The organism is Bradyrhizobium sp. LHD-71 (assembly GCF_031157255.1).
Taxonomy (GTDB): domain Bacteria; phylum Pseudomonadota; class Alphaproteobacteria; order Rhizobiales; family Xanthobacteraceae; genus P52-10.
Genome location: NZ_JAVIFX010000027.1, coordinates 61,636 through 82,210, shown reverse-complemented (window position 1 = coordinate 82,210; position 20,575 = coordinate 61,636). Strand labels below are relative to the sequence as shown.

Below are 20,575 nucleotides of genomic sequence, written 5' to 3'. Positions count from 1 at the left end.
CAAGGTCCGCGCCATGAAGCTTTCCACCGTCACTCCCGCCGAGATCCGCCGCGCGCTGCTGCTGCGCGAAGAGATCGCGCTGCTCGATCTCAGATATGAGGCGGCGTTCGCGACCGGACATCCGCTGTTCGCCGCCAACATGGCGGCCGGCCGGATCGCCGTCGAGGCCGAGATCAGGCTGCCGCGCGAGGACGTTCCGATCGTACTTTACGATGACGGCGAAGGCCTCGTCGCTGTGGGTGCGGAGCGGCTTGCGGCGCTGGGTTACACCAATATCAGCGCGCTGGACGGTGGACTGAAGTCCTGGCGCGCGGCGGGCTATCAGGTCTTCGAGGACGTCAATTCCTATTCCAAGGCATTCGGCGAACTGGTCGAGTCGCGCCGTCACACGCCCTCGTTCAGTGCCGACGAAGTGGCAAAGCTGATCGCTGACAAGGCCAACATTGCCATCCTCGACGTCCGCCGCTTCGACGAATACGCGACCATGAACATTCCGGGCTCGGTCAGCGTGCCCGGCGCCGAGTTGGTCTTGCGGGCCGGGCAGGCTGCGCCCGATCCTGAAACCACCATCATCGTCAATTGCGCCGGCCGCACGCGCTCGATCATCGGCACCCAGTCGCTGATCAATGCCGGTGTGCCCAACAAGGTGCGCGCGCTGCGCAACGGCACGATCGGCTGGACGCTGGCGAGACACACGCTTGACCACGGTGCCGACAGGCGCGGCGCGATCGGACCGTTCGAGGGCGGTCCGGCCAATGCCCGCGACGTCGCCTATCGTGCCGGCGTTCGTCATATCGGTGCGAGCGAGATGGCGGCGCTGCTCGCGCAAACTGATCACACGCTCTATCGCTTCGACGTGCGCGACGCCGAGGAATATGCCGCCGGCCATCTGCCGGGCTTTCGTCATTATCCCGGCGGCCAGCTCGTTCAGGAGACCGACATGGCGGCGCCGGTCCGCGGCGCGCGAATTTTGCTGACCGACGACAAGGGCGTCCGTGCCGACATGACGGCATCATGGCTCGCCCAGATGGGCTGGGAGGTCTATGTGCTCGAAGGCGGCTATGACGGCGCGCTCGAGATCGCCCCGCCGCTGGTGCTGCCGAAGCCCGACCCGGCGCATCGTTACCGCCGGCCCTATGAAGGTACCGACGTCGCCGAAGCCGCGATGCAAGCCTATCTCGACTGGGAGTACGGCTTGGTCGAACAGCTCCGGCTCGACGCGACGCACGGATTCTACGTGATTTGATTCTGTCGTCCGTCAACTCCGCGCAAAGGCGATGCCGTTTGGTAGGCCGTCCCTGCCGCCCGCCATCTTCTCCCCGTATCCACGCCCTATTGTGCCGCGCACCGTCCGCGGTCTAAGAGCTGCGGCAAAGCTGTGACTGACGGAGACACCATGCCAGCCCCAGGCCAAAGCCCCGAGCGGACTGCGAAGGCGCTGCTGCTCGAAGGCGTCAATGATAGCGCTGTCGAGCTGTTCAAGAGCGCGGGCTTTACCAATGTCGAACGCCTGACCAAGGCGCTGGACGGAGAGCATCTGCGCAAAGCGCTCAAGGGCGTGTCGCTGCTCGGCATCCGTTCGCGCACCCAGATCACCGATGACGTGCTCGGCGCCGCCGACCAGCTGCTCGCGGTCGGCTGCTTCAGCGTCGGCACCAACCAGGTCGATCTCCTGGCGGCGCGCAAGCGCGGCATTCCTGTGTTCAACGCACCGTTCTCCAACACGCGCAGCGTCGCCGAGCTCGTGATCGGCGAGATCGTGATGCTGCTGCGGCGGATCTTTCCGCGCTCGGTATCGGCGCATGGGGGCGGCTGGGACAAGTCGGCGACCGGCAGCCGCGAGGTGCGCGGCCGCACGCTCGGCATCGTCGGCTACGGCAATATCGGCTCGCAGCTGTCCACGCTCGCCGAAGCCATGGGCATGCGCGTGATCTATTTCGACCGCACCGACAAGCTTCGCCACGGCAACACCGAGCCGGTCGAGCGACTGGAAGATCTGCTGGCGCAGAGCGACGTCGTCAGCCTGCACGTGCCCGAGACGCCGGAAACCGCCGGGATGATCGGCGAGAAGGAGCTACGGGCGATGAAGCCGGGCTCGTTCCTGATCAACAACAGCCGCGGCACCGTGGTCGATCTCGATGCGCTCGCGCGCGCGTTGCGTGAGGGTCATCTCGCCGGCGCCGCCGTCGACGTGTTTCCGGTCGAGCCGTCCTCGAATTCGGATCGTTTCAACAGCCCGGTGCAGGGCGTGGAGAACGTCATCCTCACGCCGCATATCGGCGGCTCGACCGAGGAGGCGCAGGAGCGCATCGGCGGGGAGGTCGCACGCAAGCTGGTCGACTATTTCATCACGGGATCGACCATGGGCGCGGTGAACTTCCCCGAGGTGCAGCTGCATCTTCGCCCCTCCGGCGCGCGCTTCAGCCATGTCCATCGCAACGTGCCGGGCATGCTGCGGCGCCTGAACGAGGTCTTCCTGCAGCGCGACATCAACATCGCCGCGCAATATCTCGAGACCGCCGGCGACCTCGGCTATGTCGTGCTCGATGCCGATCTCGCCGGCCAGGATTCGGCGGCGCTGCTCGATCAGATCCGCAGCCTCGAAGGCACGGTCGGAGCGCGGCTGGTGTTCGAGCACTAGAGCGTCATTGACGGCCGGCCGGCGGTCGACTTCAATGCGGCCTCCTGATCGAACCAGAAGAGAACCGGGGGGAAACAATGGCGCAACTGCGTGCGAAGCTCTGTGCATTGCCCGTCGGCGCGGCGACCTTGCTGGCTGCAAACTGCGCCTCGGCGGCGACGCTGGCTGAAGACGCCGAGGCCGTCTGCAAGGGTCTCGTTGGCGGCGCTGACGCCGTGAAGATCGATGCCGCGACTTTGCAGTCGCCATCGCCTCTCGCCGTCGCCGAGCGCGGACCGACCCCGTCGGGGCGCGTCACGCCGGCCAATCCCGTCTTCTGCAAGGTGCTCGGACACATCGACCCCGCCGATCCCAAGGCGCCGCCGATCAAATTCCAGGTCAATCTTCCCGTCGAGTGGAACGGCCGCTCGCTGCAATATGGCGGCGGCGGCTTCAACGGCGTGCTGATCACCGGCTTGGCGCTGCCGCCGGCCTATCCCTTCGACAAGCCGTCGCCGCTCGCGCGCGGCTTCGTCACCTACGGCACCGATTCCGGCCACGAGACCAAGCAGGGCGAGCCGCCGCAGGTTTTCGCGCTCAACGACGAAGCGTTCGAGAACTTTGCTCATCGTTCCTACAAGAAGGTGCGCGATGCCGCCGTCGCGCTGATGCAGCGTGCTTACGGCAAGATGCCTGAAAAGATGTATTTCATGGGCTCGTCCGAGGGCGGCCGCGAGGGCCTCACCATGGCGCAGCGCTATCCCGACGATTTCGACGGCATCTTCGCCCGCGTGCCCGTGATCAATTGGGTCGGCCTGCAGCATGCCGGCACGCGCGGGGGCCTTGCGACCATGGGCGAGGGCTGGATCAATCCGGCGCAGGTCAAGCTCGTGGGCGATGCGGTGCGTTCGGCTTGCGACAAGGCCGACGGCTCCGACGATGCGCTGGTGCAGGATCCCGTTTCCTGCAAGGCGGCGTTCAAGATCGAGACGCTGCGCTGCGCGGCGGGCCAGAGCGGCGATCAGTGCCTCACCGAGGCGCAGATCAAGGCCGTCAACACGCTGCATGGGACCTACAAATTCCCGTTCCCGCTCGCCAATGGTCTCGACGATTATCCGGGTTGGGGCATCTCCGGCGAGGACATCCCGGCCGTTGGCCCGACCGGCGGCTGGGTCGCCTGGTGGCTCGGCACCGCGCCGCCCGCGCAGCCGCCTGCGCCCAACAACGGCATCGCCTGGATCTACGGCGCCGGCGGCATTCAATATGTGTTCGCACGCGATCCCAAGCTCGACGTCACCACCTACAAGGTGGAGGACCACAAGGCGCGGCTGCTCGAGGTCTCCAGGCTGATGGATTCGACCGATCCCGATCTCAGCCGTTTTCGCGCGCGCGGTGGCCGGCTTATCATGCTCGAGCACATGGCCGATTACGCGCAGAGCCCCTATGCCGGCATCCGCTATTTCGAGAGCGTCGAGCGCAAGCTCGGCAAGGCCGAGACCGCGGAGTTCGCCCGCCTCTATACCGCGCCCGGCGTCGACCATGTCGGCTCCGGCGCGCCGGCCAATGTCGACATGCTGAGTGTGCTGGTCGACTGGGTCGAGAAGGGCAAGGCGCCCGGCGATCTCGAGGTCACCGAGCAGAAGGTAGAGGCGCCGTCATTTGCAGTGACGCGTGCGCTGCCGCTGTGCCGCTGGCCGTCCTGGCCGCACTACAAGAGTGGTTCGGTGACGGAGGCTTCGAGCTTTACCTGCGCGCCCTGAGAGGCGACGAGGCGAATGGATGACGGCGAACGTTACCCCGCTGCCATCGCCTGCGCCCCGCCGAGCAGGCGCGCATTCAGCCGGCCGCCGGAGAACAGCATGTCGTCGAGGGCTTCGTCGATGTCGGCCGAGACGGTCGAGTTGCCGCCGTCGCGCGCCAGGCTGGCTTGCGCCAGCCGCCGCATCAATTCCTTGATGAAGGCGCAGCTTGTCCCCTCGCTGCGGCGGGCAGCTTCGATGACGATCGCGTCGTCGAGCGGCAATTCCTTGCCATAGAGGCGCACCAGCTTGCTGCGGCCACTCTCGTCCGGGAGCGGCACTTCGATGGCCTGGTCGATGCGGCCGGGGCGACCGGCCAGGGCAGCTTCCAGGTCCTGCGGCCTATTGGTGGTGAGAACGAAAAGGATGTCGGCATCCTGCTTCAGTCCGTCCATCTCGTTGAGCAGCCTGTTGAGCAGGGGTTCTTCGCATGGCCCCATGTTGCGGCGGTCGCGCGCGATCAGGTCGACGTCCTCGATCACCACCATCGCAGGCTGCAGCAGCCGCGCCAGGCCCATATAGGCGCTGAGCAGGCCGATCTGCTCGGCCGTGATAATCAGGGTCGTATGTCCAGGCAGATGTGTTGCGAGATAGCGGATCGTATGGGTCTTACCTGTGCCGGGCGGTCCATAAAGCAGGATGCCCTTGCGCGTTGATTGCCCGAGCCGCCGCAATTGATCGCGCGTGTTGACGAAATTCAGCACGTTGCGATCGAGCAGCTGCAGAGTCCGCTCCGGCAGGATTACCTCGTCGCGCCCGACGGTCGGCAGCCGATGCACATTGATGCCGCGGGATTCGCCGCGGTAGTTGGAAGACTCCTCGAGCGACAGGATCTTGCCGCGATAGGTGCGCGCGGACTGCACGGCGTCTTCGAGCGCGCCGAAGCAGCGCTGCACCACGGCCGCCCCCGCGCTTCCCGCGGACACCATGATTTCGATCCGTATGCCGGGCTCGCGACGGGATTCCCGATTGGCGCAGAGCAGTACCGCATGGCGCAAACCGTCTTGCTCGCAGAGCCACAAACCATTGTCGAGGCACCGGGACGGATTGCCCTCGCCGATATCGACGTCGGAATATTGCAGCGGCGCGATCGGCACGGCGCTTCGATCGTCGCGGAGCAGGCGCGCAAACGACAGCGCGTCATAGCTTTCCTCGGCAAGTCCGAGCAAGTCGATGTGCGCTCCCAGCAGCTTGTCGAGCGCGGCCTGGACGTCCACCCGCATATGGCCGGGAAACTGCCGGGTGGTGGTCACGAGCTTACTGAGCGGGAAGCCTTCGAAGTACGCGTCCAGAACTCCGAAGGCATAGGCATGCTCACCCTCCGTTTCGTGCTCCTGGTCCTGCTCTTCCGCTTGCGCCAATCTCTCCACCAGGGTGTGCCTCTTTGTCTGCAACTAAAACGGGTACAGAACAAATAAGGAACACACGCGTGCGATGACGTCAAGCCCTTTGACAAGGAAACCGGCAGCAGCTATCTATTTCGCATGCGAAATAATAACGCCGGCGCGCGGCATCATCGGCTGATCTACCTGCTGAGCGTCGCACACCGCCGGCTGCAGCGCTGGATGGCGACGCGGCCCGAGAGCGAGGTGACGCCGGCGCAGGCCGGTCTGTTGTTCATCCTCGGCCGGCAAGACGGTGTATTGATGGGCGAGGCGGGCGCGGCTCTGGATCTTGGGCCGGCCGGCATTTCCGGCCTGGTCGATCGCACCGAGTTGGCGAAACTGATAGAGCGGCGGGCCGACCGTGAGGACGGACGCGCCTGGCGGATCTGGCTGACGCCGAAGGGACGCACCGCGCTGGCTCAGGCGAAGGCCGGCGCGGCGGAGGTCAATGCGGCGCTGACGGAAGGATTCACGGCCGCCGAGATCGACATCGTCGCGCGCTGGCTGACGAGCATTCAGGACAAGTTTCCAAGAGGAGCAGAGCAATGACCGACCACGTCCGGATCGAGAACAACGGTGGAATTCTCACCCTCACGCTGGCGCGCCCCGACAAGAAGAACGCGCTGACGGATGCGATGTACGGCAAGCTCGCCGACGCCATCGAATCCGCCGAGTTCGATCCATCGGCCCGCGTGATCCTGATCCGCGGCGAGGGCGACATGTTCACCGCGGGCAACGACGTTGGTGAATTCGCGGCCGTCGCAGCCGGAAAATCGGAAGGCAGCCGCAACGTCGTGCGCTTCATCCAGTCGCTGGCGCGTTGCACCCGGCCGCTGGTTGCGGCGGTGCAGGGCCGCGCGGTCGGCGTCGGCACCACCATGCTGCTGCATTGCGATCTCGTCGTGCTCGCGGATAACGCGCAACTGTCGACGCCCTTCGTCAGCCTCGCGCTGGTGCCGGAAGCGGCGTCCAGCCTGTTGATGCCGGCGCGCATCGGCTATGCCCGCGCCTATGAGATGTTCGCGCTCGGCGAGACCGTTGCCGCCAAATCGGCGCTGGAGTGGGGCATCGCCAACCGCGTGGTGCCGCTCGACAGGCTCGACGGCGAGGCGCTGGCACTCGCGCAGCGCCTCGCCCGCCAGCCGGCCGGCGCGCTCACGGCCACCAAGAAGCTGATGCGAAACGGTGAGGCACTTGTCGCGCAGATGCAGGCCGAAGGCGAGCAGTTCGCGCAGCGCCTGCGCACCGCGGAAGCACGCGAGGCTTTCACCGCCTTTGCCGAGCGCCGGCCGCCGGATTTCACCAGGGTTGCGTGAGGGAACACAGCCCTGCGGGAGGGGCGCAGCGGCGCAACCGCAGGTATTTGATTAAAGTCTTAACCAAACCTTGGCATGTCGCGGTGCAGGGTGGCCTCCTCGTGACGAGTAGGCCGCCCCACCCATGGCATTGTTTAAGAAATCGGTAAGCACGCTTCTCCTCGTCCTGATGGCCCTGCTGGCGGTCGGTGCGCTGACCAGCACGGCGATCCAGATGTTCGGGGCGTTCGGCCGCTACAGCGACAGCCTGGAGACCGAGCGGCTGGCGAACGCCGACAAGGCGATCTTCCAGGGCGTGCTGTCCTTGCGCAACAATCGCGGCGATGCCCAGAGCGCGCTGCTCGGCGAGGACGATCCGCGCGCCAAGCTCGGCACCGCCGAGAAGTCGGAGCAGGCCGGCTTCGACGCCATCATGGCCGCGCTCGCCACCGTCGAATTTGCCCGCCGCGACGAGCTCGCAAGCACGCTGAAGCAGCGCTGGAGCGAGGCCGCGCCGAAGTTCCAGCTGTTCTACGACGAGGCCAAGCTGCCGCGCGCCGAGCGCAAGGTCGAGCGCACCGCACCCTGGTACGATGCGGTCACCAAGGTGATCGAGACCGCCAATCTCGCGTCCACCGCGGTGTCGAACCGTGCCTGGATGAACGATCCCTACATCGCCCGCATGATTCAGGCGCGCCGCCTCGCCTGGCAGGTGCGTGATCGCTACGGCATCCAGTGCTCGACATTGCGCTCGAACGTCAACAGCTCGAAGCCGCTCGACGACGCACAAAAGCAGACCGTCGCCGGCTGGAACGGTATCGTCACCGCCGGCTGGACCGGCATGGAGGAGCTGCTGGCCGCGCCCGACGTGACGCCTGACCTCGTCAACACGGCCAAGGAGGCACGCGCCAAGACTGACGGCGTCGTCAAGCAGATTGGTGATATCACCAAAAATCTCGACGGCAGCGGCCGGCCGGCGATGCCGGCCTCGGAATGGAACGCGCTGTGCCAATCGCCGTTTGCGTCCATCGTCGCGGTCGCACACAAGGCGCTCGACCTGTCGATCGCGCGCGCGGAGACGGTTCAGGAGAAAGCCCTCACCAATCTCATCGTGCAATCGTTCGCGTTCGTGCTGGCGCTGGCCGTGACCCTGGCCGGTGTCTACGTGGTGCGCAACCGCCTCATGCGCCCGGTGCGCGCCATCCTCGATGCCATCGCCCGCATCAGCGCACGCGACTATGCGACGCCGGTGCCGCAATCCCGTCATCCCGACGAGTTCGGCACCATGGCTGCCGCGCTGGAAAGCCTGCGCGAGAGCGCGGCGACCGCGGAACGCCTGGGCCAGGAACGCGAATCGCAGCAGGCGCTGCAGCTCGCCCGCTCCGGCACGGTCGATGCGGCCTGCCGCAGCTTCGACGATACGGTGCAGGCCGTCATCCACAGCGTTGCGGCGTCCACGCGGGAGCTCGATGCCACCGCAACCAACGTGCGCTCGCTGGTCGCGGAATCCAGCAGCCAGACTGCGGCGGTCTCCTCGGCGGCCGAGCAGGCCACCAACAATCTCGAGACCATCGCCGCCGCGACGGAGGAGCTCTCCGCATCCGTCGGCGAGATCTCCGCGCAGGTGCAGTCGAGCGCGCGCGAGGCCCGCGAGGCCGTCGCGCAGGCCGAGCAGACCAACGCGACCGTCGAGATTCTCGACCAGACCGCAAGCCGCATCGGCGAGGTCGTCAAGATGATCAATGCCATCGCCGCCCAGACCAATCTCCTGGCTCTGAATGCCACGATCGAGGCGGCGCGCGCGGGCGAAGCCGGCCGCGGCTTCGCCGTGGTCGCCGGCGAGGTCAAGAGTCTCGCGGCGCAGACCGCGACCGCGACGGAGGAGATCTCGCGCCAGGTCGCGGAGATCCAGGGCGCCACCGGCCAGGCCGTGGCGGCCATCCGCTCGATCGGCGGTGCCATCAGCGGCATCGACGAGAAGATGACCGCGATTGCCGCCGCGGTCGAAGAGCAGCGCGCGGCCACCACCGAGATCTCGCGCAACTTCCAGCAGGCGGCCCAGGGCACCCGCGAGGTCACCGACACCATCGGCAGCGTCGCCAGCCTCAACCAGGAAACCGGCAACGCCGGCACGGTGCTGTCGGACTCCGTCAGGAAGATGTCGGCCGACGCCGATCGTCTCCGCGTCGCGTCGAGGGCTTCCTGGGCGCGGTGAAGACCGCGTAGCCTCGATTGCACCTCCGTCCAGATGTAATGTGATCGGCATTGCCGCCGGTCGGCGTGGCGAGTACATCTGTCCGCAGCGCGCGTGAGCGCTTGCTGTAGACGTAACATGGGATGGAGAGTTCGATGCCGGTCACGCCACAACACAAGGCCCAGCGCCCCTATCGCGGTGTGTTCCCGGTCGCGCCCACCATCTTCGACGAGCGCGGCGAGCTCGACCTCGAGGGCCAGCGCCGCTGCATCGATTTCATGATCGACGCCGGCTCGCACGGCCTCTGCATCCTCGCCAATTTCTCCGAGCAGTTCGTCCTCACCGACGCCGAGCGCGAGACCGTGATGCATGCGGTGCTGGAACACGTCGCCGGCCGGGTTCCCGTGATCGTCACCACCACGCATTTCAGCTCGTCCGTCTGCGCCGCGCGCAGCAAGCAGGCCGAGGCGGCGGGCGCCGCCATGGTGATGGTGATGCCGCCCTATCACGGCGCGACCTTCCGCGTGCCCGAGAAGGGCATCATCGAGTTCTTCAAGGTGCTCTCCGGCGCGATCGACATCCCCATCATGATCCAGGACGCGCCGGTCGCCGGCACGCCGCTCTCGGTCGAGCTGCTGGCGCGGTTGTCGCGCGATTTCTCCAACATCCGCTATTTCAAGATCGAGGTGCCCGGCGCGGCTTCGAAGCTGCGCAGCCTGATCGAGGCGGGGGGCAAGGACATCGAGGGGCCCTGGGACGGCGAGGAGGCGATTACGCTCTTGGCCGATCTTGATGCCGGTGCCACCGGCGCGATGACCGGCGGCGGCTATCCCGACGGCATCCGCCAGATCATCGATCCCTATTTCGCCGGCAAGCGCGAGGAGGCCAAAGCCGCCTATGAGCGCTGGCTGCCGCTGATCAATTACGAGAACCGTCAATGCGGCCTGATCGCCTGCAAGGTCATGATGCAGGCCGGCGGCGTGATCAGATCGGACGCAGTGCGCCACCCACTGCAGCCGCTGCATCCGGCGACGCGCGCGGGCCTGTTGGAGCTCGCCAAGGAGCGCGACGCCCTGGCGCTGCGGTGGGGGAAGTAGGCGAAGCGACGAAGCAATCCAGACTGTCTAGGAGGAGAAGACCTGGATTGCTTCGCTTCGCTCGCAATGACGGAACTAGTTGAGCCGATCTCCCTCCACAACGTCGTCCCGGCAAGCGAGGCGGCGACGGCGCCAATTTGGGCTGAAGCGCCGAGTCGGCGCGATTCAGCCAGTTTCCCCCGGCCCGGCGATCAAGTATCGTAAGCTCGCCAACCAAGCCGCGGAGCAGTCTCAAGACATCGCCCAACACCTCTTCATTATGCCGTTATCCCGAGCCAGGTTGGCGCGAACCGACAGAACAGGGAGGCAGTGCCATGACGATGAGGCCGGATCCCACGTTCCACGCATCGCCCAGGCTTGCGATGGAAGCACCTGCGGAGAACTTTGCCTACACTTTGCTGCTCAGCCCGGATTTCTCGAAGCCCGATGCTCTCGCGGTCATCGACGTCAAGCCGGGATCGCCGACCTACAGCCAGATCGTCCACACCGTGACGATGCCCAACAAGGGCGACGAATTTCATCACTTCGGCTGGAATGCCTGCTCCTCCGCTCTGTCGCCGCTCACCGGCCACGCCTTCATCGAGCGGCGCTATCTCATCATCCCCGGGCTGCGCTCGTCGCGGATCTACATCATCGACACCAAGCCCGATCCGACCCAAGCCAAGATTCACAAGATCATCGAGCCCGATGAAGTCTTCAAGAAGACCGGCTACTCGCGGCCGCACACGATCCATTGCGGGCCGGACGGCATTTACGTCAGCACGCTGGGCGGCGGCGGCAAGGACGGCACCAGCGGACCTCCAGGCGTTTTCATCATGGATTGCGAGACGTTTGAAGTTCTTGGACGATGGGAGATCGACCGCGGTCCGCAGACGCTGCATTATGACTTCTGGTGGAACCTGCCGCGCGACTACATGGTGACGAGCGAGTGGGCGTTGCCGCCGCAGTTCGAGAACGGGATCGTCCCTGAGGATCTGCTCGCGAACAAATATGGCCACCGTCTCCACTTCTGGGATCTTCGCGCCCGTCGCAACGTCCAGACCATCGACCTCGGCGCAAATCATCAAATGGCGCTGGAAGTACGACCGGCGCATGATCCGGTTCGCGAATACGGCTTCGTTGGTGTCGTGGTCGACACCACCAACCTCGAGGCGTCGATCTGGACGTGGTGGCGCGAAGGCGGAAAATTCCATGCCGAGAAGACGGCGACGATCCCGCCCGAGCCCGCGCCAAAGGAGAAGCTCCCGCCGCTGCTGCAGGGTTTTGGCGCGGTGCCGCCGCTGGTGACCGACATCGACCTGTCGATGGATGACCGGTTCCTCTATGTCTCGTGCTGGGGCACGGGTGAAATGCGCCAGTATGACGTCAGCGATCCCAGAAAGCCGAGGCTTGCGGGCTCGGTCCATATCGGCGGCATCGCGCGCCGCACGGCGCATCCAAACGGCAAGGCCTTTGCGGCCGGTCCGCAGATGGTCGAGATCAGCCGCGACGGCCGGCGCGTTTACTGGACCAATTCGCTCTATTCCACCTGGGATGACCAGTTCTATCCCGACGGGGTTCCGGGCGTTGAGGTCATGGCCAATGCGGGTCGCGACGGCGGTCTCGAACTCGCCAAGGATTATTTCGTAAGTTTCCCCGACGGATATCGTGCGCACCAGATCAGGCTCGAGGGCGGCGATTGTTCGACGGACTCTTTTTGCTACCCGTCGGTCTAGATTGGGGGCAGGCGAGCCCGGCGATTGGCTGGCTCTGGCTGGCGCTTGTTGCGAGCGGTCTCTACCACGGGATCAATCCGGGGATGGGATGGCCGCTCGCCGTTTCGGCCGGGCTCATGGACAAGAGTCCACGCGCGCTCTTCCGCGCGTTGTGGGCCCTGTCGGCCGGCCATCTCCTGGCAACGCTTCTCGTGCTGCTGCCATTCGCGTTCCTGCTCGTGCTGGCCGAGTGGCAGCGTTCGCTCCAGATCAGTGCAAGCCTTCTCGTCATCGGCTTCGGCGTCTATCGGTTGGTCGCGCGGCGCCATCCGCGCGCGCTGGCACGAATTCCGCCGACGCAATTGGCGCTCTGGTCATTTGCCGTTGCCATTGCACATGGCGCCGCCTTGATGCTCGTGCCGATCTATCTCGGACTCTGCCAGGCCTTCGAGCTCGATGCCGGCCATCAGGCCGCGGGCGCGCTGATGAAGGCAAGCTTGGGGATGGTGGTGCTGGTGTCCCTGGTGCACGTGATCGCCATGGTCGGCGCCGGCGGATGTCTGGCGTGGCAGGTCTACCGACATCTGGGATTGAAGTTCGTCTCGCGAAGCTGGTTCAATCTGGATGCTGTCTGGGCGACCAGCCTCATTATGGTCGGCGCGGTCGCGCTCGCCTTCAATGCTGCGAGCTGACAGGGAAGCCTACCGCGTCAATGCCCACTCGCCGATGATGCGGAAGCGCGCCTTGGCATCGTCCTGCCTGAACAGCGCGATGCGGTCGATCGTCAGCGCATCAAGCTTCAGCGCCGCAAACCGCTTCCGCAGCATCTCCAGAACCGGCCCGCGTCGCTCGGCATCCAGCCGCCCCGTCAGCGTCATGTGGAAGCGGAATTCCTCCATCACGTAAGGGTAGCCCCAGCGGTCGAGATGGTCGTGTTGCCGCTCGCTCAGCTTCTCAGGTCTCCGCCGCGCGCGATCCTCTGCCGTGAGCGGGGCGCGGAAGGAATCGAAAGCGCGGACACAATCGGCGGCGAGCTGTTGCAGCGTATTGGTCGGCTCGGCCGGAATGACGGCAATGAAGCCGCTGATGGAATCGACGATCGGCCGGATCGTCGGGATAGGCCGCGGCGTCCCGGCGAAGGCCGCGCAAGCCACCGCGAGCCCGGCCTCCGTCTGGCCTGGCGCGAGCGCCATCGGTGCCTTCAACGTGGCGTGGAAGCCGTATTTACGGGGATCGGCGGTGATGTCGCGCCAATCCGGCGCGATATCCAGTGCCTGACGCGGAAACGGCAGCTCGTCGCCGGCGTAGGCATCATAGCCGAGCAGCTCGGCGCCGTAGCGGGAGAGGGCGCTGTCAGAGCCGGCGGCAAAATAGATCGCGTAGCGGGGAAAGCCTGTCATCGCCTCAGCATAACCAATTCAAGCCGCGACGACAGCCTCGCGTGGCGCCGCCATTGCTGCGAGCAGCCGCGTCGCATCGGTGAGGTGCACGAGCTTGCCGCCCGAGATCACCGCGATGAGCCGTGGCCGCAGCGCCACGCTGTCGTCGACCAGCAGGATGTCGGCGCGGCGTCCCTCGGCGAGCACACCGCGATCGGTCAGGCCGGTGGCACGCGCGGGGCCGGCGGAGACCAGGTCCCAGGCTTCCGTCAACGCCAGCACGCCGTCGGCGGCGAGGCGGAATGCGGCGAGCAGCTGTGCAGGATAGTAATAGTCCGACGCCAGCACCGAGCAGAGGCCCTTGGCGATCATGTCCGACGCCTTGGTCCAGCCGGTGTGGCTGCCGCCGCGCACGACGTTCGGCGCGCCGTAGACGATGGCATCGCCGTGGCTTGCGGCTGCACGCGCCGTCTCCTCATTGATCGGAAACTCGGCGATCAATGCACCGAGCTCGCGAAACTCCTGACGCATCGCCGGCGTCGCATCGTCGTGCGAGAGCATCCGCACCCCTGAGGCGCGAGCCGTCGCGGCCAGTCGCGCCACCGAGGCCGGCACGTCGTCAGCGCGCGAGACCACGCGTTCGACCAGCCGGTCGAAATCCTCGCTCGAAAGGCCGGTCCGCTCCACCATGCGGTTGCGCTTGCGGGGCTTGGCCATGTCGGCGACGGTGCCGTCCATGTGGTCGTTGAAGGCGAACAGGTCGACGCGGCCTTCGGCGAGCCACTGGCTGATCTCGGGCTCCGCATCGAGATTGTAGGTCTCGTGGCGCAGGTGGAAGCGGGTGTCGGCGGCGAATTGCGGGCGCTGCCGCTCGATCGCTTCCATCAGGCCGCGCGCATTGTCGGCGCTGCGCAGGCCCGGCTCCCACGAGCAGGTCGTGGCGTGAAACACGGTGGTGATGCCGTTGCTGATCGCCTGACGGTCACTGTCGGCGAGCGCGACGTCGATCGGAAAGTCGACGCCGGCGCGTGGCATCATCTGGCGCTCGAAGGCGTCGCCATGCAGATCGACGATGCCGGGGAGCACGAGCAGGTTGCGCGCATCGATCGCCAGCCGCGAACGGCCGCGTGAGCCATCGATCTCTGCAATGTCCGTTCCGGACACGAGGAGTGAGGTTTCGACGAGCTCGGTGCCGATCAGAGCCCGGCCGCCTTCGAGGAATATCTCTGTCACGCGACCGCGCTTCGTTTGCTGGGAGAACCGGGGAAGGAGCTCGCCTGTGCTTCGTATGTCGCAAGGAAATCTTCAATCCCGAGCTTGCGGAAATCGGGCAGCGCTTTGCGCAATTTGTCGTGATCCCAGTCCCACCAAGCCAGCTTCGCGAGCCGTCCGGAAATCTCCTCCGAGAACCGCCGCCGCAGAATGCGGGCCGGATTGCCGGCGACGATGCTGTAGGCCGGCACGTCCTTGGTGACGATGGCGCCGGCCGCGATCACCGCGCCGGTGCCGATGTTGCGGCCTGGCAGCACGATCGCGCCGTGACCGATCCAGACGTCATGGCCGATATGGACGTGATGCCGGCGCCGCCAGGCGAAGAATTCGGCGTCGTCGCTCTCGCCCTCGAAATAGGCGCTGGATCGGTAGGTGAAGTGCGCCTGTGTCGCGCGGTGCATCGGATGATTGCCGGGGTTGATGCGTGTCATCGCCGCGATCGAGCAGAATTTTCCGATGGTGGTGTAGGTGATCTGCGCATCGTTGACGACATAGGAGTAATCACCCATCGCCACTTCATGCAGGATCGTGCGCGCGCCGACCTCGGTATAGGCACCGAGCCTCGTCTCGTGCAGTGTGGCCGAAGGGTCGACGGTCGGCTGAACCGAAAGAGCTTTGACGGCCATGTCGTATCCGAAGCGGGAGAGCGGGCGTTTCTCTTCGAGTGGCTTGATGACGATGTCATGACAAGGCGATGACAGTGGACGAGCTGTGCAGGATCGCCGCACCGCAATGCGGATGTCACACAAGTGTCAAGCGCCGGCGTTAGCGGTGGGTCCCAGCTACTCTGGAGCCCTGCATGCTGGTGGTTGAAGGTCTGACGTGCCGCTTCGGCGCAAAAGCCGCGGTGGACGACGCTTCGTTTCAAATCTCTCCTGGCGCTTTCGTCGGCGTGATAGGACGTTCCGGTGCCGGCAAATCGACGCTGCTCCGGGCCGTCAACCGTCTGGTGACGCCGACGCAGGGCAAGATCCTGTTCGACGGCCTCGACGTCACCGCGCTGCGCGGCAAGGAGCTGCGCCAGTGGCGGGCGCGTTCGGCGATGATCTTCCAGCAGTTCAACCTGGTCGGCCGGCTCGATGTGCTGACCAATGTCCTGATGGGGCGCCTCGCCACGATGCCGGCCTGGCGCTCGCTCTCGCAAATCTGGCCGGAGCAGGACAAGGCGCTGGCGATGTCCGCGCTGGAGCAGTTCGACATCGCGACGCTCGCCGCGCAGCGCGCCGACCAGCTCTCCGGCGGCCAGCAACAGCGCGTCGCGATCGCCCGTGCCCTGGTGCAGCAGCCCGACATCATCCTCGCCGACGAGCCGATCGCCTCGCTCGATCCGCGCAACACCAAGATCGTGATGGATGCGCTGCTGCGCATCAACAAGCATTTCGGCATCACGGTGCTCTGTAACCTGCATTCGCTCGATCTCGCGCGCAGCTATTGCGATCGCCTGATCGGCATGGCCGCGGGCCGCGTGGTGTTCGACGGCGCACCGGCCGCCCTGACTGACCGCGTCGCGCGCGAGCTCTACGATCTCGAAGCCGCCGACGTCATGGGCGGCGCGCCTGTCCCGGCGCCTGAGGGTGTTCCGGCACTTGGAACGGCTGCGGCTGCCTGAGCCGCGCCTGTTGTGTTGCAAGTCTTTTGCGTCAACCGACCCCAAACGATGATGAAGAGGGTATCATGATCACTCGCAGATTAGTCCTCGCCGGCGCCGCTGCGCTCGCTTTCACGGCCTCCGCTTCCGCGAACGACTGGAAGGCCAAATATCCCGAGCTGACCTTCGCGGTTGTTCCGGCCGAGAACGCCTCCGGCGTCACCGAGCGCTGGGCGCCGTTCGTCAGCTATCTCTCCAAGGAACTGGGCGTAAAGGTCACGCTGCGCATTGCCAACGACTACGCCGCCGTCATCGAAGGCCAGCGCGCTGGCAACATCCAGATCGCGAGCTACGGCTCGGCCTCGTTCGCCCGCGCCCGCCTGACCGGCGTCAAGACCGACGCCTTCGCCAACGACATCAACGCCGACGGCTCGACCGGTTATTACTCGGTGTTCTTCGTCAAGGCAGGCAGCGCCTACAAGAAGATCGACGACCTCAAGGGCAAGAACCTCGGCCTCGTCGACCCGAACTCGACCTCGGGCAACAACGTGCCGCGCTTCGAGCTCGACAAATTGGGCATCCACGACGCCGACACCTATTTCAGCAAGGTCGTCTTCACCGGCAGCCACGAGAACGCGATGCTGGCCCTGGCGCAGGGCACGGTCGACGTCGCCGCCAACCAATGGACCAGCGACAACGATTCCACGCTGGCGCAGATGCTGACCAAGGGCATGCTGAAGAATGCCGACGGCTCGCCGATGAAGAAGGACGATTTCCGCATCGTCCACAAATCGGCGCCGATCATCAACGGACCCTATGCCTATAATTCCGACCTGCCCGATGACGCCAAAGCTGCCATCGCCAAAGCGTTCTTCGATGCGCCGGCCAAGGACAAGGCCGCGTTCGACCGTCTCTCCGACGGCCAGAAGAAGGGCTTTCATGCCGCCACGACCAAGGACTGGGACGGCACGATCGAGCTGATCAAGTTCGTCGACGCGCTACGCAAGAAGAAGGCGTCCTGATCTCAGGACGATGCAACTGGAGCCGGGTCGATGGACCCGGCTCTTTCTCTTTTTTACGGGCCAGTTCCTGACAAGATGACCGTCGCGGTTTCGATCCTTCCCGAGCAGCAGCTCGCCGTGCTCAACGCGGCCTATCGTCAGGCGGTCGCGCGCAGGCGATGGCGCCTCTTTCTGGGAACAGTGGTCTTTGCCGCGGCGCTCCTTCTCGCCGCGGTCGGCGCCGAGGTGAATCTGCGCACGCTGTTCACCTATTTCGGCAATTTCGTCAGCTATTTCGACCGCATCCTCACGCTCGACAGCGGCCAGCGCGTCTGGACCGATGTCGGCGAGTGGCTGTGGGGCTGGCGCAAATGGCTGAAGATGCTCGCCGAGACGCTGCTGATCTCCTATGTCGGCACGCTGATCGGCGCCACCTTCGCCTTCGTCCTGAACTTCTTCGCGGCCGAGAACACCTCGCCCGCGCCCTGGCTGCGCTTCGTCGTGCGGCGCCTGCTCGAATTCGCCCGCACCGTTCCCGGCATCGTCTTCGCGCTCGTCTTCGTCATCGCCTTCGGGCTCGGTCCGATGGCGGGCGTGCTCGCGATCGCCATCCACTCCACCGGCGCGCTCGGCAAGTTGTTCTCGGAGATCGTCGAGAATGCCGACATGAAGCCGGTCGAGGGCATCCGCTCCACCGGCGCGAGCTGGCTCTCCTGCATGCGCTTCGCCGTCGTGCCGCAGGTGACTGCGGGCTATGCCAGTTATGCGCTGCTGCGCTTCGAGATCAATGTCCGCGAGGCCTCGGTGATGGGCTTCGTCGGTGCCGGCGGCATCGGCCAGGAGCTCGTCGTCGCGATCCGCAAATTCTACTACTCCGACGTCAGCGCGATCCTGCTCACCATCATCGTCACCGTCTTCGTCATCGACATCACCACCGGCTGGCTGCGCGGCCGCCTGTTCGGCAAGGAGGCGCGGGCGTGACGAAGCAGGAGATCGACACGCGAGAGATGCGTGCGCGCTACCCTGATGTGTTCGACCGGCCCGCCTCGGCGCGGCTGGCGACGCCTGCGATGATCGTGGCGGCGTTCGCGATTCTCATCTACGGCCTCGTCGATCTCGACTTCTCGCCGTCACGCTTCTTCGCCGGTCTCAGCCAGCTTGGCTGGATCGGCCTGATGATGATCCCGCCGGATCCCGGCTCCTCGCTGCCGGTCTATCTGAAGGCGCTGGGCGAGACGCTGTCGATCGCGCTGCTCGGCACCACGCTTGCGGCCATCTTCGCGCTCCCCGTCAGTCTGCTCGCCGCGCGCAACGTGGTGGCGTCGAACATCCTGCGCTTCCCGGTCCGCCGTGTCCTCGATTCGATCCGCGGCGTCGACACGCTGATCTGGGCGCTGGTCTGGATCAACGTGGTCGGGCTCGGCCCGTTCGCCGGCGTGCTCGCCATCGCGGTCGCGGATTTCGGCGCGTTCGGCAAGCTGTTCTCGGAAGCGATCGAAGGCGCCGACCAGAAGCAGGTCGAAGGCATCCGCGCCTCCGGCGGCAGCGCGCTGCACGAGATCCGCTTCGGCCTTTTGCCGCAGGTCCTGCCCGTGATCGCAGGCCAGGTGCTCTATTTCATCGAATCCAACACCCGCTCGGCCACCATCATCGGCATCGTCGGTGCTGGCGGCATCGGCCTGCAGCTCGCCGAGCAGATCCGCGTGCTGGAATGGCAGAAGGTATCGTTCCTGATCCTGATGATCCTGGTCGCGGTCGCCGCGATCGATTTCATCTCGGGCAAGCTGCGCTTTGCGATCATCGGGCGGCGCGCGGTGGCGTGATCGACGGTGCCGTAGGGTGGGCAAAGCGCAGCGTGCCCACCACTTTGCGATCGACAATGATCGTGGGCACGGCGCTGTCGCGCCTTTGCCCACCCTGCGGCTCCGGTGTCGTGGATAGAATCCCCTACGACTCCACGAGAAATTCCACCCGCTCCGCCGCGAAGCGCGAGTGCTTGGTCACCAGTGGCTTGCCGTCGAGATCGTGGTCGGTCGCATCGACCACGAGGATCGGGCGGCCCAGCGCGAGATCCAGCCGTGCGGCGTCGGTCGCGTCGACGATGCCGGCGGTGATCCGGGTCGCGCCGCGGCGGTAGTCGCGGACACCATAATGTTCGAGCAGCTTGGTCATGGAGCGCGTCGCGGCGAACACGGCGCCCGCGTCAGGAAACCGCTCCGCTGACAACCAGGTGGTGGAGACGCAGATCGGGGTGCGGTCGGCGAGGCGGATCGCCTCGATCCGTAGCAAAGGCGCGCCGGATTTCAAGCCGAGTTCCCGCGCGAGTTCGCGCGTCGCGACATCGTCGGTCGCCTCGATCAGCCGGCCATGCGGTTCGCGTCCCTCCGCGCCGACGATCTCGGAGAAGCGCGTGCGCGAGCGCAGCGGATAGGCGAGCTTCTGGGCCTCGACATAGGTCCCGCTGCCACGCTCGGCCCGCACCAGGCCGCGCTCGGCCAGCGCCGCCAGCGCGCGCCGCACGGTGTGGCGGTTCACGCGATAGGTTTCCGCGATCTCCACTTCGCCCGGCAGCTTGTCCCCGGCGGCGAAGCGGCCGTCGGCGATGCCGCGCTCGATGCCGTCGGCGACGAGGCGCCACAACGCCACGCCCGACGATGCAGTGTCTTGCATGCTCATATCGCTGGTCAGCCTAGCCCGAAAATCACGGCTTTGTCACGAAACAGTCATGGCGCTCCCGTATGAAGTTGTCTAGTATCATAGACAACTTGAACGCGGCAAGTTCGGTGAATCAGGTGACCCTGCACAACAATCAACAAGCCCAGCGCAAGGCCGCGATGGCCGTGCTGGCGCACGCGGAGGCGGGCGAGATCGCCGCCCGCCTCCGCAACTTGGCCCTGCCGGAGCATCAGGATCTGCGGACGCCCGAAAGCGGTCTCGTCATGCTGCGCGGCCGAATCGGCGGCGACGGTGCGCCGTTCAACCTCGGTGAAGCCACCGTGTCGCGTGCTGCGGTGCGGCTTGCCAGCGGCGAGGTCGGCTTCGGCTACACGCTCGGCCGCGACGGTGAAAAGGCGCGGCTGATCGCGCTTTGCGACGCGCTGGTGCAATCCGGTGATTTCGGCGCCGTCGTCGAGCGCGACGTAATCGCGCCGTTGCGCGAGCAGCTTATGATTCGCCGTGAACAGGCCGCGGCCGAGACCGCCGCGACCAAGGTTGATTTCTACACCATGGTGCGCGGTGAGGGGTGAGAT

18 protein-coding genes and 1 pseudogene are annotated in these 20,575 nt (G+C 65.7%); 14 read left to right on the top strand and 5 right to left on the bottom strand.

Annotation, left to right across the window (positions count from 1 at the left end; all coding sequences use genetic code 11):
- The first annotated feature begins 13 nt into the window (after positions 1-13).
- From RCO31_RS26220 to RCO31_RS26210, 3 genes are all read left to right on the top strand, one after another.
- Positions 14-1,246, top strand: a complete 1,233-nt coding sequence (locus tag RCO31_RS26220; protein ID WP_145640417.1) for a rhodanese-like domain-containing protein — start codon at positions 14-16, stop codon at positions 1,244-1,246.
- 150 nt (positions 1,247-1,396) lie between these two features.
- Positions 1,397-2,641: a phosphoglycerate dehydrogenase gene (gene serA, locus RCO31_RS26215; protein ID WP_145640415.1), complete on the top strand. Its 1,245-nt coding sequence runs from the start codon at positions 1,397-1,399 to the stop codon at positions 2,639-2,641.
- 77 nt (positions 2,642-2,718) lie between these two features.
- The gene (locus RCO31_RS26210; protein ID WP_145640413.1) at positions 2,719-4,380 is read left to right on the top strand and encodes a tannase/feruloyl esterase family alpha/beta hydrolase; all 1,662 of its coding nucleotides are present in this window, start codon (positions 2,719-2,721) and stop codon (positions 4,378-4,380) included.
- A 32-nt stretch (positions 4,381-4,412) separates the two neighbouring features.
- On the opposite strand, the gene RCO31_RS26205 is transcribed toward RCO31_RS26210, so the two are convergent.
- A complete protein-coding gene (locus RCO31_RS26205; protein WP_231088593.1) occupies positions 4,413-5,780 on the bottom strand; it encodes an ATP-binding protein in 1,368 nt (455 codons plus the stop codon).
- Between the two features lie 123 nt (positions 5,781-5,903).
- On the opposite strand from RCO31_RS26205, the gene RCO31_RS26200 reads away from it, so the two are divergent.
- The 6 genes and pseudogenes from RCO31_RS26200 to RCO31_RS26175 all read left to right on the top strand — a co-directional run bounded on the left by RCO31_RS26200 (position 5,904) and on the right by RCO31_RS26175 (position 12,776).
- The gene (locus RCO31_RS26200) at positions 5,904-6,353 is read left to right on the top strand and encodes a MarR family winged helix-turn-helix transcriptional regulator (RefSeq protein ID WP_145640411.1); all 450 of its coding nucleotides are present in this window, start codon (positions 5,904-5,906) and stop codon (positions 6,351-6,353) included.
- The gene (locus RCO31_RS26195) at positions 6,350-7,120 is read left to right on the top strand and encodes an enoyl-CoA hydratase (protein ID WP_145640409.1); all 771 of its coding nucleotides are present in this window, start codon (positions 6,350-6,352) and stop codon (positions 7,118-7,120) included. Before RCO31_RS26200 ends, RCO31_RS26195 begins: the two co-directional genes overlap by 4 nt.
- Before the next feature lie 124 nt (positions 7,121-7,244).
- A pseudogene (locus RCO31_RS26190) lies at positions 7,245-9,325 on the top strand (methyl-accepting chemotaxis protein).
- A 123-nt stretch (positions 9,326-9,448) separates the two neighbouring features.
- A complete protein-coding gene (locus RCO31_RS26185) occupies positions 9,449-10,390 on the top strand; it encodes a dihydrodipicolinate synthase family protein (protein ID WP_145640406.1) in 942 nt (313 codons plus the stop codon).
- A gap of 314 nt (positions 10,391-10,704) precedes the next feature.
- Entirely contained in the window at positions 10,705-12,105 is a 1,401-nt protein-coding gene (locus RCO31_RS26180) for a selenium-binding protein SBP56-related protein (RefSeq protein WP_145640404.1), read from the top strand.
- A gap of 83 nt (positions 12,106-12,188) precedes the next feature.
- On the top strand, positions 12,189-12,776 hold the full coding sequence (locus RCO31_RS26175) for a hypothetical protein (protein WP_145640513.1): 588 nt from the start codon (positions 12,189-12,191) through the stop codon (positions 12,774-12,776).
- Between the two features lie 9 nt (positions 12,777-12,785).
- On the opposite strand, the gene RCO31_RS26170 is transcribed toward RCO31_RS26175, so the two are convergent.
- The 3 genes from RCO31_RS26170 to RCO31_RS26160 are packed head-to-tail and all read right to left on the bottom strand — an operon-like array spanning position 12,786 to position 15,361.
- Positions 12,786-13,484 (bottom strand): DUF1045 domain-containing protein, encoded by a 699-nt coding sequence (locus tag RCO31_RS26170; protein ID WP_145640402.1) that lies wholly within the window; start codon positions 13,482-13,484, stop codon positions 12,786-12,788.
- 18 nt (positions 13,485-13,502) lie between these two features.
- Complete coding sequence (locus RCO31_RS26165) at positions 13,503-14,696, bottom strand: alpha-D-ribose 1-methylphosphonate 5-triphosphate diphosphatase (protein ID WP_145640400.1); 1,194 nt, start codon at positions 14,694-14,696, stop codon at positions 13,503-13,505.
- Positions 14,693-15,361 carry a chloramphenicol acetyltransferase gene (locus RCO31_RS26160; RefSeq protein WP_167520698.1) on the bottom strand — a complete coding sequence of 223 codons (669 nt, stop codon included), beginning with the start codon at positions 15,359-15,361 and terminating at the stop codon, positions 14,693-14,695. The genes RCO31_RS26165 and RCO31_RS26160 overlap by 4 nt, the downstream gene beginning before the upstream one ends.
- 173 nt (positions 15,362-15,534) lie before the next feature.
- Between RCO31_RS26160 and phnC the strand changes: the two genes are divergently transcribed.
- The 4 genes from phnC (at position 15,535) to phnE (RCO31_RS26140) (ending at position 19,147) form a co-directional block, all read left to right on the top strand.
- Positions 15,535-16,344 carry a phosphonate ABC transporter ATP-binding protein gene (gene phnC / locus RCO31_RS26155; protein ID WP_145640398.1) on the top strand — a complete coding sequence of 270 codons (810 nt, stop codon included), beginning with the start codon at positions 15,535-15,537 and terminating at the stop codon, positions 16,342-16,344.
- Positions 16,345-16,409: 65 nt separating this feature from the next.
- Positions 16,410-17,345, top strand: coding sequence for a phosphonate ABC transporter substrate-binding protein (gene phnD / locus RCO31_RS26150; RefSeq protein ID WP_145640395.1), 936 nt, complete (start codon positions 16,410-16,412; stop codon positions 17,343-17,345).
- A 75-nt stretch (positions 17,346-17,420) separates the two neighbouring features.
- Positions 17,421-18,305, top strand: a complete 885-nt coding sequence (gene phnE / locus RCO31_RS26145; RefSeq protein ID WP_145640393.1) for a phosphonate ABC transporter, permease protein PhnE — start codon at positions 17,421-17,423, stop codon at positions 18,303-18,305.
- Between the two features lie 26 nt (positions 18,306-18,331).
- Positions 18,332-19,147, top strand: coding sequence for a phosphonate ABC transporter, permease protein PhnE (gene phnE, locus RCO31_RS26140; RefSeq protein ID WP_167520702.1), 816 nt, complete (start codon positions 18,332-18,334; stop codon positions 19,145-19,147).
- A gap of 124 nt (positions 19,148-19,271) precedes the next feature.
- Here phnE (RCO31_RS26140) and phnF read toward each other — a convergent pair whose 3' ends face one another.
- Complete coding sequence (gene phnF, locus RCO31_RS26135) at positions 19,272-20,000, bottom strand: phosphonate metabolism transcriptional regulator PhnF (RefSeq protein WP_145640389.1); 729 nt, start codon at positions 19,998-20,000, stop codon at positions 19,272-19,274.
- A gap of 107 nt (positions 20,001-20,107) precedes the next feature.
- Here phnF and phnG point away from each other — a divergent pair, with 107 nt between their 5' ends.
- Positions 20,108-20,572 carry a phosphonate C-P lyase system protein PhnG gene (gene phnG, locus RCO31_RS26130; protein ID WP_167520697.1) on the top strand — a complete coding sequence of 155 codons (465 nt, stop codon included), beginning with the start codon at positions 20,108-20,110 and terminating at the stop codon, positions 20,570-20,572.
- The last annotated feature ends 3 nt before the right edge of the window (positions 20,573-20,575 follow it).